This window comes from Streptococcus sp. SV2 (genome assembly GCF_030440175.1).
Taxonomy (GTDB): domain Bacteria; phylum Bacillota; class Bacilli; order Lactobacillales; family Streptococcaceae; genus Streptococcus; species Streptococcus raffinosi.
On the sequence record NZ_JAQFJQ010000018.1, the window covers coordinates 24959 to 40820 of the forward strand.

Here is a 15862-nt window from a genome sequence, read left to right on the forward strand (position 1 = left end):
TTTTGTAAATTATATTGAAGAGGAGATAGAATGAAACTTAAAGAAACCCTAAATCTTGGTAAGACAGCTTTTCCTATGCGTGCTGGACTTCCTAATAAAGAACCTCTCTGGCAAAAAGAGTGGGAAGATGCTAATATGTATCAACGTCGTCAAGAATTGAACCAAGGAAAATCGCACTTCACCCTTCATGATGGCCCTCCGTATGCCAATGGTAATATTCACGTTGGACATGCCATGAATAAAATTTCCAAGGATATTATCGTTCGTTCTAAATCAATGTCTGGTTTCTATGCACCTTATATTCCTGGATGGGATACTCATGGGCTTCCAATCGAACAGGTTTTGGCTAAAAAAGGTGTGAAACGTAAAGAAATCGAACGCTCTGAATACCTTAAAATGTGTCGTGACTATGCGCTTTCACAAGTTGACAAGCAACGTGAAGATTTCAAACGACTTGGTGTCTCAGCTGATTGGGATAACCCATATGTAACTTTGACACCTGACTATGAAGCTGCACAAATTCGTGTCTTCGGTGAGATGGCTAAAAAAGGTTACATCTACCAAGGTGCGAAACCAGTTTACTGGTCATGGTCATCAGAATCAGCGCTTGCTGAAGCAGAAATCGAATACCATGATTTAGTTTCTACATCTCTTTACTATGCTAATAAAGTTAAGGATGGTAAAGGCGTATTGGATACCGATACCTATATCGTTGTATGGACAACTACACCATTCACTATTACAGCGTCTCGAGGCTTGACAATGGGAGCTGATTTTGATTATGTAGTTGTTAAGTCCGCTGGATCTGACCGTAAATATGTTGTGGCTTCTGAGCTATTGCCAAGTCTTTCTGAAAAATTTGGTTGGCAAGATGTTGAAGTACTTGCAACTTACCAAGGGAAAGAATTGGATCAAATTGTAACCGAACACCCATGGGACTCAGAAGTTGATGAATTGGTTATCCTTGGTGATCACGTTACACTGGATTCTGGTACTGGTATCGTCCATACAGCGCCCGGTTTTGGTGAAGATGACTATAACGTAGGTGTTGCCAATGGCTTAGAAGTTGCTGTAACGGTCAATGAACGTGGTATCATGATGGAAAATGCAGGTCCTGATTTTGCAGGTCAGTTCTATGATAAAGTTGTACCAACAGTCATTGATAAACTTGGTGATCTCCTTCTTGCCAAAGAAGAAATCTCTCACTCATACCCATTTGACTGGCGTACCAAAAAACCAATTATCTGGCGTGCAGTCCCTCAATGGTTTGCATCTGTATCTAAATTCCGTCAAGAAATTTTGGATGAAATTGAAAAAGTTAAATTCCATTCAGAATGGGGTAAAGTTCGTCTTTACAACATGATTCGTGACCGTGGAGACTGGGTCATATCTCGTCAACGTGCTTGGGGTGTTCCACTCCCAATCTTCTATGCTGAAGATAAGACACCAATCATGACTGAGGAAACGATTGAACATGTGGCTAAACTTTTTGAAGAGCATGGATCGGTTATTTGGTGGGAACGTGATGCTAAAGATCTTCTTCCAGAAGGTTTCACACATCCTGGTTCACCAAACGGTGAGTTCACTAAAGAAAATGATATTATGGATGTGTGGTTTGACTCAGGTTCATCATGGAATGGTGTTGTCGTTAATCGACCTGAATTGACTTATCCAGCTGACCTTTATCTTGAAGGTTCTGACCAATACCGTGGTTGGTTTAACTCATCACTTATCACATCAGTTGCCAATCATGGTGTCGCACCATATAAACAACTCTTGTCTCAAGGTTTTGCCCTCGATGGTAAGGGTGAAAAGATGTCTAAATCACTTGGAAATACGATTGCTCCTAGTGATGTTGAAAAGCAATTTGGTGCAGAAATTCTCCGTCTTTGGGTAACAAGTGTTGATACGACCAATGATGTCCGTATCTCAATGGATATCCTTAGCCAAGTATCTGAATCTTACCGTAAAATCCGTAACACGCTCCGTTTCTTGATTGCTAATACATCAGACTTCAATCCAACAACTGATGCTGTGGCCTTTGAAGAATTGCGATCTGTGGATCAGTACATGACTATCCGATTCAACCAATTGGTTAAGACCATTCGTGACGCTTATGCAAACTTTGAGTTCTTGACTATCTACAAAGCTTTGGTTAACTTTATTAATGTAGAGTTGTCAGCTTTCTATCTTGATTTTGCTAAAGATGTGGTTTACATTGAGAGTGCAGATTCTCTTGAACGTCGTCAAATGCAAACAGTCTTCTACGATATTCTTGTTAAGATCACAAAACTCTTGACTCCAATTCTTCCTCACACTGCTGAAGAAATCTGGTCATATCTTGAATTTGAAACTGAAGAGTTTGTTCAATTGTCAGAGTTGCCAGAAGCAGAAGCTTTCGAAAATCAAGAAGCAATCCTTGAAAAATGGAAAGCATTCATGGATTTCCGTGGTCAAGCTCAAAAAGCTTTGGAAGAAGCTCGTAATGAGAAGGTTATCGGTAAATCACTAGAAGCTCATTTGACTATTTATCCCGATGCTGAAGTTAAAGAACTTCTTGAAGGTTTGAATACAAATCTTGCTCAACTTTTGATTGTTTCAGCATTGACTATTGCTGAAGGAGATGCTCCTGAATCAGCTGTGAGCTTTGAAAATGTTGCCTTCACTGTAGAACGTGCTTCAGGTGAAGTTTGTGATCGTTGTCGTCGTATTGATCCAACTACCAAGGAACGTAGCTATAATGCAACAATCTGTGATTACTGTGCTAGCATTGTTGAAGAAAACTTTGCTGAAGGTGTAGCAGAAGGCTTTGAAGTTAAAGCAAAATAAGCTAAAAAGAGTTCAGATTGAACTCTTTTTCTATTTGTTTTTCGAATATAGTATTGAAGACAAGAAAAAACTAGCTCAGCTAGTTTTTTCTTATAGTCCGTAGTTATAATCATCGTCTTGCATAGCTTCCACAGTACCTAGAAGGTAACCATTACCAACTTGAGAGAAGAAGTCGTGGTTGGAAGTTCCTGTAGAAATACCATTCATAACGATTGGGTTAACATCGTTTGCACTATCTGGGAAAAGTGGATCTTGTCCTAAGTTCATGAGGGCCTTGTTGGCGTTGTAACGAAGGAAAGTCATGACTTCTTCAGTCCACCCAACACCATCATAGAGAGACTTGGTATAGAGCTCTTCATTTTCATACAATTCATAGAGAAGGTCATACATCCATTCACGGAAGCTTTCTTGCTCTTCTTCAGGTAATTCATTGAATCCAAGTTGAAATTTATAGCCAATATAGGTTCCGTGAACAGATTCGTCACGGATAATCAATTTAATGATTTCAGCGACATTGGCAAGCTTATTATTACCCAGATAATATAGAGGTGTGAAGAAGCCTGAGTAGAAAAGGAAGGTTTCAAGAAAAGTTGATGCAACCTTTTTCTGAAGTGGTGTTCCATTCTCATAGATGTCGTTTATGATTTTTGCTTTGGTCTGCAAGTATTCGTTACTATTGGTCCACTCGAAAATATCTTCAATTTCAGATTTAGTGTTCAAAGTTGAGAAAATAGAAGAGTAGGATTTTGCGTGAACAGATTCCATGAACTGAATGTTGTTCAAAACAGCTTCTTCATGGGGTGTACGAACATCGGCACGAATAGCTTCAACACCTGTTTGTGATTGCATAGTATCTAGTAAGGTCAAGCCACCGAAGACTTTTCCGACCAAATCTTTTTCTTCAGCTGAAAGTCTACGCCAATCATCAAGGTCATTTGAAAGTGGAATACGTGTATCTAACCAGAATTGTTCAGTCAATTTTTCCCAGGTAGATTTATCAATCGCATCTTCGATTTCATTCCAGTTAATGGCTTTATAGTAAGTTTCCATTAGAAACCTCTTTCTTTATTGATATCGTTTCTATTTTATCATAATTCAAAATCATGACATAGCTTTTTGAGTTTATCTATTAAAAAAGTCGGCGAACCGACCTTTTTAATGCCCTTTATGAATAAGAACAGTGATTTTTTAGAGTGTTAGATAACACAACTTTCACACTGGTTAGAGCCAACTTCCTCACCGTCGTCTGTATAAGTACGAATGTAGTAAATTGACTTGATACCTTTGTTAAAGGCATAGTTACGAAGGATAGAAAGGTCACGAGTTGTTTGTTTATTTTCTGTTTTCCATTCGTAAATTTCTTTTGGTAGTTCACTACGCAAGAAAAGTGTTAATGACAAACCTTGGTCCACATGTTCAGTAGCAGCAGCATAGACATCAATCACTTTACGCATATCCATGTCGTAAGCTGAAGTGTAGAAAGGAATAGTGTCTGTTGAGAGTCCGTTAGCTGGATAGTAGATTTTACCAATTTTCTTCTCTTGACGTTCTTCAATACGTTGTGTGATTGGGTGGATAGAAGCAGAACAGTCGTTAATATAAGAAATTGATCCATTTGGTGCAACTGCCAAGCGGTTTTGATGATAGAGACCATCTTTCTTAACTAACTCACGAAGCTCTTCCCAATCTTTTGCTTGCGGAATGAAGTGGCCATCGAACAGTTCCTTAACACGGTCAGATTTAGGAACATACTGTCCTGTAACGTATTTATCAAAGTAAGAACCATCGGCATATTTGGATTTTTCAAAACCAACAAAGGTTTCTTGACGTTCACGGGCAATATTGTTAGATTCAACCAAAGTCCAGTAGTTCATAAGCATGAAGTAGATATTAGTGAATTCAACAGATTCAGGGCTACCGTATTCAATGTGGTTTTTAGCAAGGTAAGAATGGAGCCCCATGGCACCTAAACCAAAGGTATGAGCTTGTTGGTTACCATTTTTTATAGATGGTACAGCTTCGATGCTAGAGCTATCTGTAACAAAAGTAAGTGCTCTCGTCATAGCCTTGATAGAACGTCCAAAGTCAGGCGATGTCATCATGTTAAGGATGTTAGTAGATCCAAGGTTACATGAAATGTCTGTACCAAGTTTCACAAATTCTTGTGCATCGTTCAGTTCACTTGGTGTTTGAACTTGGAGAATCTCAGAACAAAGGTTGGACATGACAATTTTACCATCAATTGGATTATGTCTGTTAGCTGTATCAACATTGACGATATATGGGTAACCAGATTCTTGTTGGAGTTTAGAAATTTCAGTTTCTAACTCACGCGCATTAATCTTAGTTTTTGTGATATTGGGATTGGCAACCAATTCGTCGTACATAGCTGTGATGTCGATGTAGTTAAATGGTTTCCCGTATTCTTTTTCGACAGAGTAAGGGCTGAAGAGATACATTTCTTCATTCTTACGTGCCAATTCGTAAAACTTATCAGGTACGGTAACGCCTAGTGATAATGTTTTGACACGAACTTTTTCATCGGCATTTTCTTTTTTAGTAGAAAGAAAAGCTAAGATATCTGGATGGAAGACGCTAAGATAAACAACTCCAGCACCTTGACGTTGACCAAGTTGGTTTGAGTAAGAGAAACTATCTTCAAAGAGTTTCATTACTGGTACGACACCAGAAGCTGCACCAGCATACCCCTTAATAGGAGCACCAGCTTCACGTAGGTTAGAGAGACTAATACCTACCCCACCACCAATACGTGACAACTGTAGGGCTGAGTTAATAGAACGTCCGATAGAATTCATGTCATCCGTTACTTGAATAAGGAAACATGAAACAAGTTCTCCACGACGGCTACGCCCAGCATTCAAGAAGGAAGGAGTAGCAGGTTGATAACGTTGGTGAATCATCTCATTAGCAAGATCACTGGCTAGATGTTCATCGCCATCAGCAAAGTAGAGGGCATTAAAAAGAACACGGTCCTCAATACTTTCAAGATAAGCCTGGCCATCATTAGTTTTTAAAGCGTATTGTTGATAGAACTTGTAAGCCGACATAAATGATTGAAAACGAAAATTTTGAGAGTAAATTTCCGCAGACAATTTCTCAATGAAGGCAGGTTCGTATTTCCCAATGAATTCAGACTCGATATAGTCATTTTCAATCAAGTAATTAATTTTTTCTGTGATGCTGTTGAATGCCATTGAATTTGGCTTAACATTTTCAAGGAAAAAGGCATGAAGGGCTTCTTTATCCTTGTGCAAAGGTATTTGACCGTTAATTGGACGGTTGATTTCATTATTGAGGCGGAAATAAGAAACATCGCCAAGATTTTTTAAAGACATAATACTGATACCAAACTTAGTTTAATGGTTTATTAAGATTTATTCCTTAAACTAAGCAAACAAGTTCCTTTCTATAATGAAAACTTGAGAGTTAGAGAATTTCTTTAAGTTTTGCAGGTTGAAATCCTGAAAAGACGATATCACCGGATTCAATAACTGGAGCAGCTGTGAAACCAAGGCTTTTTACATAATCAATTTTCTCTGGATGCTCATCAATGTTGATTTCTTCGAAATCAGCATTCTCCTTTTCTAAGAATTTTTTTGTCATTTTGCATTGCATGCAGTTGTTTTTTGAAAACAATGTAATCTTTGCCATTGCAAATACTCCTTTTAATAATGAATTTAAGTGACTAAAGGTCACTTTTGGAACTCTAATAGAATACCCAAAATATAGGGAAAAATCAAGAGGTTGAACCGACAAAAATACAATATTTTGTGTTTAGTATTCAAACACAACCCCATATATTGTGTTTTTAAGCCTTTTTAAAGTTTTTTGACACCAGTCAATATTTATTGGAAAAAGGAGTCAACTAACTAATTATGTGAGATTTTATGACATAAAAATGCCAATTTCATTTGTATTTTAGAAGGAATAGGTATAAAATAAGAAAAACTTTTAACTAATGGAGGTTCTAGTATGCAAGAATATTGCTCAAATCTGACTGTAAAAGATCAAGACTTTACGTTTTATGATATTGAAAAAGTTGCGACAAAGCAGGGGGTTACGGTAGAAAAACTACCCTATACGATTAGAATATTATTTGAAAGTCTTTTAAGAAAAAAGGACGGTGTTGATGTTACAGAATCTCACATTAGTAGTATCTTGAAATTTCCGAATATTTCGATAAATTCGGAAGTTCCTTTTAAACCAAGTCGTGTTATTCTTCAAGACTTTACCGGAGTTCCTGTTGTTGTTGATTTGGCATCCATGCGTGATGCAATCGTAGCGAATGGAGGAAAGGCAGAACTTATTAATCCAGAGATTCCTGTGGACTTGGTGATTGACCACTCTGTTCAGGTAGATTCTTATGGTTGTAGCACGTCTCTTGAAGATAACATTAATTTGGAGTTTAAGCGTAACAATGAGCGTTACGAATTTCTTAAGTGGGCTGAACAATCCTTTGAAAATTATCGTGCCGTTCCACCTGCAACAGGTATCATCCACCAAGTTAATATTGAATTTTTAAGTGACGTTATTATTGAAAAAGATGGGCTTCTGTATCCAGATTCTATGTTTGGTACAGATAGTCACACAACTATGATCAATGGTATCGGTGTTCTTGGTTGGGGTGTCGGAGGAATTGAAGCCGAAGCAGCAATGCTTGGTGAAGCATCTTATTTCCCAATCCCAGAGGTTATAGGTGTTCGTTTGACAGGAGAACTACCTAAAATTGCGACGGCAACCGATTTGGCCCTCAAGATTACTCAGGTGCTTCGTTCTGAAAATGTTGTTGGTAAATTCGTTGAGTATTTTGGTCCTGGATTGAAGAGTTTATCTCTAGCTGACCGTGCTACGGTCGCTAATATGGCACCTGAATATGGTGCGACCTGTGGTTATTTTCCTATTGATGACGAAACTCTTAACTACATGCGTTTAACTAACCGTGATGAGGAACATATCCAGGTCACTGAAGCCTACGCAAAAGCTAGCCATCTTTTCTATGATCCTAGCAAAGAAGCTACCTATACCAAGGTTGTTGAAATTGATTTGTCATCCATTAAACCTTCGATTTCAGGTCCAAAACGCCCACAAGACTTGATTCTCTTATCCGATGCTAAACAAGAATTCCAGGATGCCGTAGTTCGAGAAGCAGGTGTCCGTGGTTTTGGCCTTGATCGTGAGGAATTAGAAAGGACGGCTCAGGTTGATTTTGAGGGTCATTCAGAGACGATTCAGACTGGTCATGTGGCAATAGCAGCGATTACGTCATGTACCAACACTTCAAATCCTTACGTTCTTATGGCTGCGGGTCTTTTAGCTAAAAAGGCTGTTGAAAAGGGGCTCAAAGTCTCTCCAACAGTCAAGACCTCTTTGGCGCCAGGATCTAAAGTGGTTACAGGTTATCTCAAAGCTTCAGGCTTGCAAACATATTTGGATAAACTTGGCTTTAATTTAGTTGGTTATGGTTGTACGACATGTATTGGTAACTCAGGAGATCTACGACCAGAAGTGGCTAAAGCTATTTCTGACAATGACTTGTTGGCAAGTGCTGTTTTATCAGGAAACCGTAACTTTGAAGGACGTATCAATCCTCTGGTTAAAGCGAATTTTTTAGCTAGCCCACCTTTGGTTGTTGCTTATGCCTTGGCTGGCAACACCAATATTGATTTGACTACTGAAGCTCTTGGGGTTGATGAAAATGGCAAAGCTGTCTATCTGGAAGATATCATGCCATCTCGTGATGAAATTGAGTCATATGTTGATAAATTTGTGACTCGTCAACTCTTCCAAGATGAATATGCCAATGTCTTTTCAGACAGTGCGAAGTGGAATGCTATTCCAACTGAGCAAGGTCAGAATTATAAATGGAATCTAGAATCAACCTATATCCAAAACCCACCTTATTTTGATTGCTTGGGAGACGACTTGTCCATTAAACCACTGACTGATTTGAAAGTTTTAGCGAAATTTGGAGATACAGTAACAACTGACCATATTTCTCCAGCTGGTAATATTGCCCGAAATAGTCCTGCAGCGAATTATCTCTCTGAACACGGAGTGGATTATCAGGACTTTAATTCCTATGGTAGTCGTCGTGGAAACCATGAAGTGATGATGAGAGGAACTTTTGCTAATATTCGTATCAAAAATGAGTTGGCAGAGGGTAAAATTGGTGGATATACTAAATATGATGGTGAAATCATTCCTATTTATGATGCGGCTATGAAATACAAGGAAGCTAATCAAGACACGCTTGTGATTGCTGGTAAAGACTATGGAATGGGTTCAAGCCGTGACTGGGCAGCCAAAGGCGCAAATCTCCTTGGTGTAAAAGTAGTGCTTGCTGAGAGCTTTGAACGTATCCACCGTTCAAACTTAGTAATGATGGGCATTTTACCAGTTCAATTTATGGAAGGAGAATCAGCTGAGTCTCTTGGTTTGACAGGACAGGAGACATTTAGCTTGGATCTTTCGGAAAATCCTGGTGTCCACGATGTTATCACCGTAACAGCTAGAACGTCTTCTGAAACAAAAACATTTAAGGTACTAGTCCGTTTTGATGCAGACGCCGATATTCGCTACTATAAGAATGGTGGTATTCTACCAATGGTTGTTCGGAAAAAATTGAAGGGAGCATAATATGACAACAGTTGAAACAAATGGTCTGAAGGATATGATTGCTTGTAATACACGTATTTCGTCTATTATTGATGATCATTTATCCTACGCAGGCTATGATATTTCAGAATTTATGGATAATAAAGCTTCTTTTGAGGAAATCATATATCTCTTGTGGAATGGGCATCTACCAACTCAAATGGAACTTAAATATTTTGAAGCGGAATTGCGTAAGAATTATGATATTTCGGATGCGGTTGAGCAATGTATTCTCATACAATCAAGGCCTCATTTGCATCCCATGAGTGTTTTGCGTTCTACAGTCTCATTATTAGGGGTATATAATGTCCATGCTGAGGAGCGCTCCCTGGAAGCCATCTATCAACAAAGTATTGAATTGATGGCTAAGTTACCAACAATTATTACAACATTCGCTCGTTTAAGGACGGGTCAGATGCCTGTGAAACCACGTGAAGATTTAGGCTTTGCGGCAAATTTTCTTTACATGCTGAATGGGGTTGAACCATCTACTATTGAAGTTGAAGCTATGAATAAGGCTTTAATTCTTCATGCAGATCATGAGTTGAACGCCTCAACCTTTGCAGCGCGTGTTTGTGCTTCAACCCTTACAGATATTTATTCTTGTGTTACGACAGCTATTGGAGCGTTAAAAGGCCCTCTCCATGGTGGTGCTAATGAGCGCGTCTTTGATATGCTAAATGAAATCCATGAATCTGGTGATGTTAGTGCCTATCTGCAAGAAAAGCTGGACTCTAAAGAAAAAATCATGGGATTTGGACATCGTGTTTATAAAAAACAGGATCCTCGAGAAATATTCTTGAGAGATATGGCTAAGAAGTTGACTGAGAATACGGACAATCAAGAGTTCTTTAATATGTCGCAAGAGATTGAGGAATTCATGAAAATTAAGAAAGGTTTGATTCCCAATGTCGATTTCTATTCAGCGACGGTTTACCATTCTTTGGGTATCGATAGTGATATCTTCACGCTCATCTTTGCAATGAGTCGTGTCGCAGGATGGATTGCACATATTCAGGAGCAACAAAAAAATAATAAATTGATTCGTCCACGTTCTCAATATATTGGACAAGAAAACTTAACTTATATTCCTTTAGAAAAACGTTAGTGAGGAAAAATCTATGGCAGAAAAAATCAAAATGGGAAATGGTCACCTAGAGGTTACTGATAATCCTATTATTCCTTATATTGAAGGAGATGGTGTTGGTCGTGATATTTGGAAAAATGCTCAAGCCATCTTCAATAAGGCTGTAGAGGTAGCCTATGATGGTAAGCGTCAGATTGAGTGGCAAGAGCTTCTAGCAGGAAAAAAGGCTTTTGACAAAACAGTAGAATGGTTACCTCAAGCTACTTTAGAAGCTATTCGAGACAGTTTGGTAGCTATTAAAGGTCCTCTTGAAACGCCAGTTGGTGGTGGAATCCGTTCTTTAAATGTTGCTCTACGTCAGGAACTTGACCTCTATGCCTGCGTTCGTCCAGTTCGTTACTTTAAAGGAGTGGTAAGCCCTCTTAAAGAACCAGAAAAAACGGATATTACTATTTTTCGTGAAAATACCGAAGATATCTATGCAGGTATTGAATGGGAAGCAGGAACGGAAGAGGTAAAGAAAGTCATTGATTTTCTGCAGAAAGAAATGGGTGTGACTAAAATTCGTTTCCCAGAGTCAAGTAGTATCGGTATTAAACCAATTTCAATTGAAGGAAGTAAACGATTAATTCGTTCAGCAATTGACTATGCACTCAAGAATAATCTCAAAAAAGTAACCCTAGTCCACAAAGGCAATATTCAAAAATTTACTGAGGGCGGTTTCCGTAAATGGGGTTACGAGGTGGCACAGGAAGAGTATAAAGAGGAGCTACTTGCTGGCCGTTTAGAGATTAACGATATCATCGCAGATAACTTCCTACAACAAATTCTTCTAAATCCAGGAAAATTTGATGTGGTTGCCTTGACCAACTTGAATGGTGATTATGCCAGTGATGCCTTGGCCGCACAGGTTGGTGGTATCGGAATTTCCCCTGGAGCCAACATTAACTATCAAACTGGCCATGCTATTTTTGAAGCGACACATGGAACGGCTCCTGATATTGCAGATCAAGACAAGGCAAATCCATGTTCGGTACTATTATCTGGGTGCATGCTCTTAGATTATATCGGTTGGTCAGAAGCTGCTCAATTAATCACTGCTGCTATTGAAAAAACATTTCAAGAGGGTATCTTTACAGCTGACCTTGCATTTGAAAAAACAGCTTTTTCAACAAGTGATTTTAGTCAAAACATCTTAAATCGTATCTAAACGCTAACTTAGCCTTTATGAAAACATTCCATGAAAATATAATGAAAAACTTTTCGGATTTATCTTTATTTCTGTAACAAATGGTTAAAAGAGAGAATAAAATCTTGAAAGGACATGACTAAATGAGAAGAAACCCTTAGGAAATTTTTCATAAAGTATGTTTTAACCTTGATAATATGAATTAGCTATGTTATAATTCTAAATTGTAAGGGTTATCATCGATAACTCAAATATTCCAAATGAAGAAGGAGAATCCATTATGGCTTCTAAAGATTTCCACATTGTTGCAGAAACAGGTATCCACGCACGTCCAGCTACTTTGCTTGTTCAAACAGCTAGCAAATTTGCTTCAGATATCACTCTTGACTACAAAGGTAAAGCAGTTAACCTTAAATCTATCATGGGTGTTATGAGCCTTGGTGTTGGTCAAGGTGCTGACGTAACTATCTCTGCAGAAGGTGCTGATGCTGATGACGCAATCGCAGCAATCGCAGAAACAATGACAAAAGAAGGATTGGCATAAGAATATGACAGAAATGCTTAAAGGAATCGCAGCATCTGATGGTGTTGCAGTTGCTAAGGCATATCTGCTTGTTCAACCGGACTTGTCATTTGAAACTGTAACAGTTGAAGATACAAGTGCAGAAGAGGCTCGTCTAGATGCTGCTCTAGCGGCGTCACAAGACGAGCTTTCTGTTATCCGTGAAAAAGCAGTTGAAAGCCTTGGTGAAGAAGCGGCAGCCGTTTTTGATGCTCACTTGATGGTTCTTGCTGACCCAGAAATGACTGGTCAAATTAAAGAAACTATCCGTGCTAAACAAGTTAATGCTGAAGCTGCTTTGACAGAAGTAGCAGACATGTTTATCGCTATTTTTGAAGGTATGGAAGACAACCCATACATGCAAGAACGTGCAGCGGATATTCGTGACGTTACAAAACGTGTGCTTGCTAACTTGCTTGGTAAGAAATTGCCTAACCCAGCAACAATCAACGAAGAATCAATCGTTGTTGCTCATGACTTGACACCATCTGATACAGCTCAGTTGAACAAAAAGTACGTAAAAGCTTTTGTTACTAATATCGGTGGACGTACAAGTCACTCTGCAATCATGGCTCGTACCCTTGAAATCGCAGCCGTTCTTGGTACAAATAACATCACAGAACTTGTTAAAGATGGCGACATTTTGGCGGTTTCAGGTATTACTGGTGAAGTTGTTATCAACCCAACTGAAGAGCAAATTGCTGAGTTTAAAGCAGCTGGTGAAGCTTACGCTAAACAAAAAGCTGAATGGGCTCTCCTTAAAGATGCTCAAACAGTTACTGCTGATGGAAAACATTTCGAATTGGCTGCTAACATCGGTACACCTAAAGACGTTGAAGGTGTAAATGATAACGGTGCAGAAGCTGTTGGTCTCTATCGTACAGAATTCTTGTATATGGATTCTCAAGATTTCCCAACTGAAGATGACCAATATGAAGCATATAAAGCCGTTCTTGAAGGTATGAACGGTAAACCTGTTGTCGTTCGTACAATGGATATCGGTGGGGATAAAGAACTTCCTTACTTCGACCTTCCTAAAGAAATGAACCCATTCTTAGGTTTCCGTGCTTTGCGTATTTCTATCTCTGAAACTGGTAATCAAATGTTCCGTACACAATTACGTGCCTTGCTTCGTGCATCTGTTCACGGTAAATTGCGTATCATGTTCCCAATGGTTGCTTTGTTGAATGAGTTCCGTACTGCTAAAGGTATTCTCGAAGAAGAAAAAGCTAAATTGATTGCTGAAGGTGTTGCTGTTGCAGACAACATTGAAGTAGGTATCATGATTGAAATCCCAGCTGCAGCTATGCTTGCTGATCAATTTGCTAAAGAAGTTGATTTCTTCTCAATTGGTACAAATGACCTTATCCAATACACAATGGCTGCTGACCGTATGAATGAACAAGTTTCATACCTTTACCAACCATATAACCCATCAATTCTTCGTTTGATTAACAATGTTATCAAAGCTGCGCATGCTGAAGGTAAATGGGCTGGTATGTGTGGTGAAATGGCTGGTGACCAAACAGCTGTTCCTCTTCTTGTCGGAATGGGCTTGGATGAGTTCTCTATGTCAGCTACATCTGTTCTTCGTACACGTAGCTTGATGAAGAAACTTGACACAGCTAAAATGGAAGAATACGCTAACCGTGCACTTACTGAATGTTCAACAATGGAAGAAGTTCTTGAACTTTCAAAAGAATACGTTAACGTAGACTAATAAGAAAAAAGTGAAAGCTTGTGCTTTCGCTTTTTTTACATAGACAAAATAATTGACTCATTGTCTTTTTAGGAGTAGAATACGTCTAACCTAGGTTAAGAACTTTAATTATTTTTTGTCAAAATTTTCTGAATAATCCTTGTTTTAATCTTGGAATATTTGGAAAAAAATGATAGAATAGGTTTTATAATAGATAAAAGGAGTTACTATCTTGGCTAAACAATACAAAAACTATGTCAATGGTGAGTGGAAAACATCTGAAAATTCAATTACTATCTACGCACCTGCAAACGGTGAGGAACTTGGATCAGTTCCAGCTATGAGCCAAGCTGATGTAGACGAAGTCTACGCAGCAGCTAAAGCAGCACTCCCAGCATGGCGTGCGCTTTCATACGCTGAACGTGCAGCTTACCTTCATAAAGCAGCTGATATCTTGGAACGTGATGCTGATAAGATCGGTCGAGTTCTTTCTAAAGAAATTTCTAAAGGTTTGAAATCTGCAATTGGTGAAGTTGTTCGTACTGCTGAAATTATCCACTATGCAGCTGAAGAAGGTTTGCGTTTGGAAGGTGAAGTACTTGAAGGTGGTGCCTTTGATGCTGGTAGCAAGAAAAAAATCGCTGTTGTTCGTCGTGAACCAGTAGGTCTTGTCCTTGCTATTTCACCATTCAACTATCCAGTAAACTTGGCTGGTTCTAAAATTGCTCCTGCCTTGATCGCTGGTGACGTTGTTGCCTTCAAACCACCAACACAAGGTTCTATCTCAGGTCTTCTTTTGGTTGAAGCATTTGTTGAAGCTGGTATCCCTGCTGGTGTCTTGAACTCAATCACAGGTCGTGGTTCTGTTATCGGTGACTACATCGTTGAACATAAAGCAGTTGACTTTATCAACTTTACAGGTTCAACTCCAGTTGGTGAAAACATTGGTCGTTTGGCAGCAATGCGTCCAATCATGCTTGAGCTTGGTGGTAAAGACTCAGCTATCGTTCTTGAAGATGCTGACCTTGACTTGACTGCTAAAAACATCGTGGCAGGTGCCTTTGACTACTCAGGTCAACGTTGTACAGCTATCAAACGTGTTCTTGTAATGGATAGCGTTGCTGATGCATTGGTAGAAAAAGTAACTGCTTTGGTTGCAAATATCACTGTTGGTATGCCTGAAGAAAGTGCAAGTGTTACACCACTTATCGATACTAAATCAGCTGACTTTGTACAAAGTTTGATTGATGATGCTGTTGAAAAAGGTGCTACTGCTAAAACTGAATTGAAACGTGAAGGAAACCTTATCTATCCAACAGTCTTTGACCATGTAACAACAGATATGCGTGTTGCTTGGGAAGAACCATTTGGTCCTGTATTGCCATTCATCCGTGTATCTTCAGTTGAAGAAGCAATCAAGATTTCTAACCAATCTGAATATGGACTTCAAGGTGCTGTCTTTACACAAGATTACCCACGTGCATTTGCTATTGCTGAACAACTTGAAGTTGGTACAGTTCACATCAATAATAAAACACAACGTGGTACAGATAACTTCCCATTCCTTGGTGTTAAAGGATCTGGTGCCGGTACTCAAGGTGTGAAATACTCTATTGAAGCTATGACTCGTGTGAAATCAACAGTATTTGATATTGCAAAATACTAAGTGTTAAGCTAGTCAATAATTGTAAAAAAGTGGCTCTTTGTCAACTGTAGTGGGTGACGAAAAGCTAACATCTAGAGAGAACCTGATAGGTTTTCTCTTTTTGTATGTTCAGAGTGATGAAAACACGCTTCCTAAAGTTAATAAAGTTTCTAAAA

10 protein-coding genes are annotated in these 15862 nt (G+C 38.9%); 7 read left to right on the top strand and 3 right to left on the bottom strand.

Annotated elements, in window-relative coordinates:
* Positions 1–30 precede the first annotated feature (30 nt).
* Positions 31–2829: an isoleucine--tRNA ligase gene (ileS, locus tag PCY14_RS08600; RefSeq protein ID WP_021145622.1), complete on the top strand. Its 2799-nt coding sequence runs from the start codon at positions 31–33 to the stop codon at positions 2827–2829.
* Positions 2830–2919: 90 nt separating this feature from the next.
* On the opposite strand, the gene nrdF is transcribed toward ileS, so the two are convergent.
* The 3 genes from nrdF to nrdH all read right to left on the bottom strand — a co-directional run bounded on the left by nrdF (position 2920) and on the right by nrdH (position 6501).
* Positions 2920–3879 (bottom strand): class 1b ribonucleoside-diphosphate reductase subunit beta, encoded by a 960-nt coding sequence (nrdF, locus tag PCY14_RS08605; protein WP_301363420.1) that lies wholly within the window; start codon positions 3877–3879, stop codon positions 2920–2922.
* Between the two features lie 146 nt (positions 3880–4025).
* On the bottom strand, positions 4026–6185 hold the full coding sequence (gene nrdE / locus PCY14_RS08610; protein WP_008534292.1) for a class 1b ribonucleoside-diphosphate reductase subunit alpha: 2160 nt from the start codon (positions 6183–6185) through the stop codon (positions 4026–4028).
* Positions 6186–6276: 91 nt separating this feature from the next.
* Positions 6277–6501, bottom strand: coding sequence for a glutaredoxin-like protein NrdH (gene nrdH / locus PCY14_RS08615; RefSeq protein WP_008534294.1), 225 nt, complete (start codon positions 6499–6501; stop codon positions 6277–6279).
* Between the two features lie 321 nt (positions 6502–6822).
* On the opposite strand from nrdH, the gene acnA reads away from it, so the two are divergent.
* From acnA to PCY14_RS08645, 6 genes are all read left to right on the top strand, one after another.
* Entirely contained in the window at positions 6823–9486 is a 2664-nt protein-coding gene (gene acnA / locus PCY14_RS08620) for an aconitate hydratase AcnA (RefSeq protein WP_301363421.1), read from the top strand.
* A gap of 1 nt (position 9487) precedes the next feature.
* The gene (locus tag PCY14_RS08625) at positions 9488–10612 is read left to right on the top strand and encodes a citrate synthase (protein WP_060933972.1); all 1125 of its coding nucleotides are present in this window, start codon (positions 9488–9490) and stop codon (positions 10610–10612) included.
* Between the two features lie 13 nt (positions 10613–10625).
* On the top strand, positions 10626–11801 hold the full coding sequence (gene icd, locus PCY14_RS08630) for an NADP-dependent isocitrate dehydrogenase (protein ID WP_293931337.1): 1176 nt from the start codon (positions 10626–10628) through the stop codon (positions 11799–11801).
* Positions 11802–12060: 259 nt separating this feature from the next.
* Entirely contained in the window at positions 12061–12324 is a 264-nt protein-coding gene (locus PCY14_RS08635) for a phosphocarrier protein HPr (protein WP_002884015.1), read from the top strand.
* Positions 12325–12328: 4 nt separating this feature from the next.
* Positions 12329–14062: a phosphoenolpyruvate--protein phosphotransferase gene (gene ptsP, locus PCY14_RS08640; RefSeq protein WP_301363422.1), complete on the top strand. Its 1734-nt coding sequence runs from the start codon at positions 12329–12331 to the stop codon at positions 14060–14062.
* Between the two features lie 211 nt (positions 14063–14273).
* On the top strand, positions 14274–15707 hold the full coding sequence (locus PCY14_RS08645; protein WP_060933975.1) for an NADP-dependent glyceraldehyde-3-phosphate dehydrogenase: 1434 nt from the start codon (positions 14274–14276) through the stop codon (positions 15705–15707).
* The last annotated feature ends 155 nt before the right edge of the window (positions 15708–15862 follow it).

Coding starts and splice junctions, on each gene's coding strand:
- icd (WP_293931337.1), top strand. CDS start 10,626: ATGGCAGAAAAAATCAAAATGGGAAATGGTCACCTAGAGGTTACTGAT.
- nrdH (WP_008534294.1), bottom strand. CDS start 6,501: ATGGCAAAGATTACATTGTTTTCAAAAAACAACTGCATGCAATGCAAA.
- PCY14_RS08625 (WP_060933972.1), top strand. CDS start 9,488: ATGACAACAGTTGAAACAAATGGTCTGAAGGATATGATTGCTTGTAAT.
- acnA (WP_301363421.1), top strand. CDS start 6,823: ATGCAAGAATATTGCTCAAATCTGACTGTAAAAGATCAAGACTTTACG.
- PCY14_RS08635 (WP_002884015.1), top strand. CDS start 12,061: ATGGCTTCTAAAGATTTCCACATTGTTGCAGAAACAGGTATCCACGCA.
- nrdF (WP_301363420.1), bottom strand. CDS start 3,879: ATGGAAACTTACTATAAAGCCATTAACTGGAATGAAATCGAAGATGCG.
- ptsP (WP_301363422.1), top strand. CDS start 12,329: ATGACAGAAATGCTTAAAGGAATCGCAGCATCTGATGGTGTTGCAGTT.
- nrdE (WP_008534292.1), bottom strand. CDS start 6,185: ATGTCTTTAAAAAATCTTGGCGATGTTTCTTATTTCCGCCTCAATAAT.
- ileS (WP_021145622.1), top strand. CDS start 31: ATGAAACTTAAAGAAACCCTAAATCTTGGTAAGACAGCTTTTCCTATG.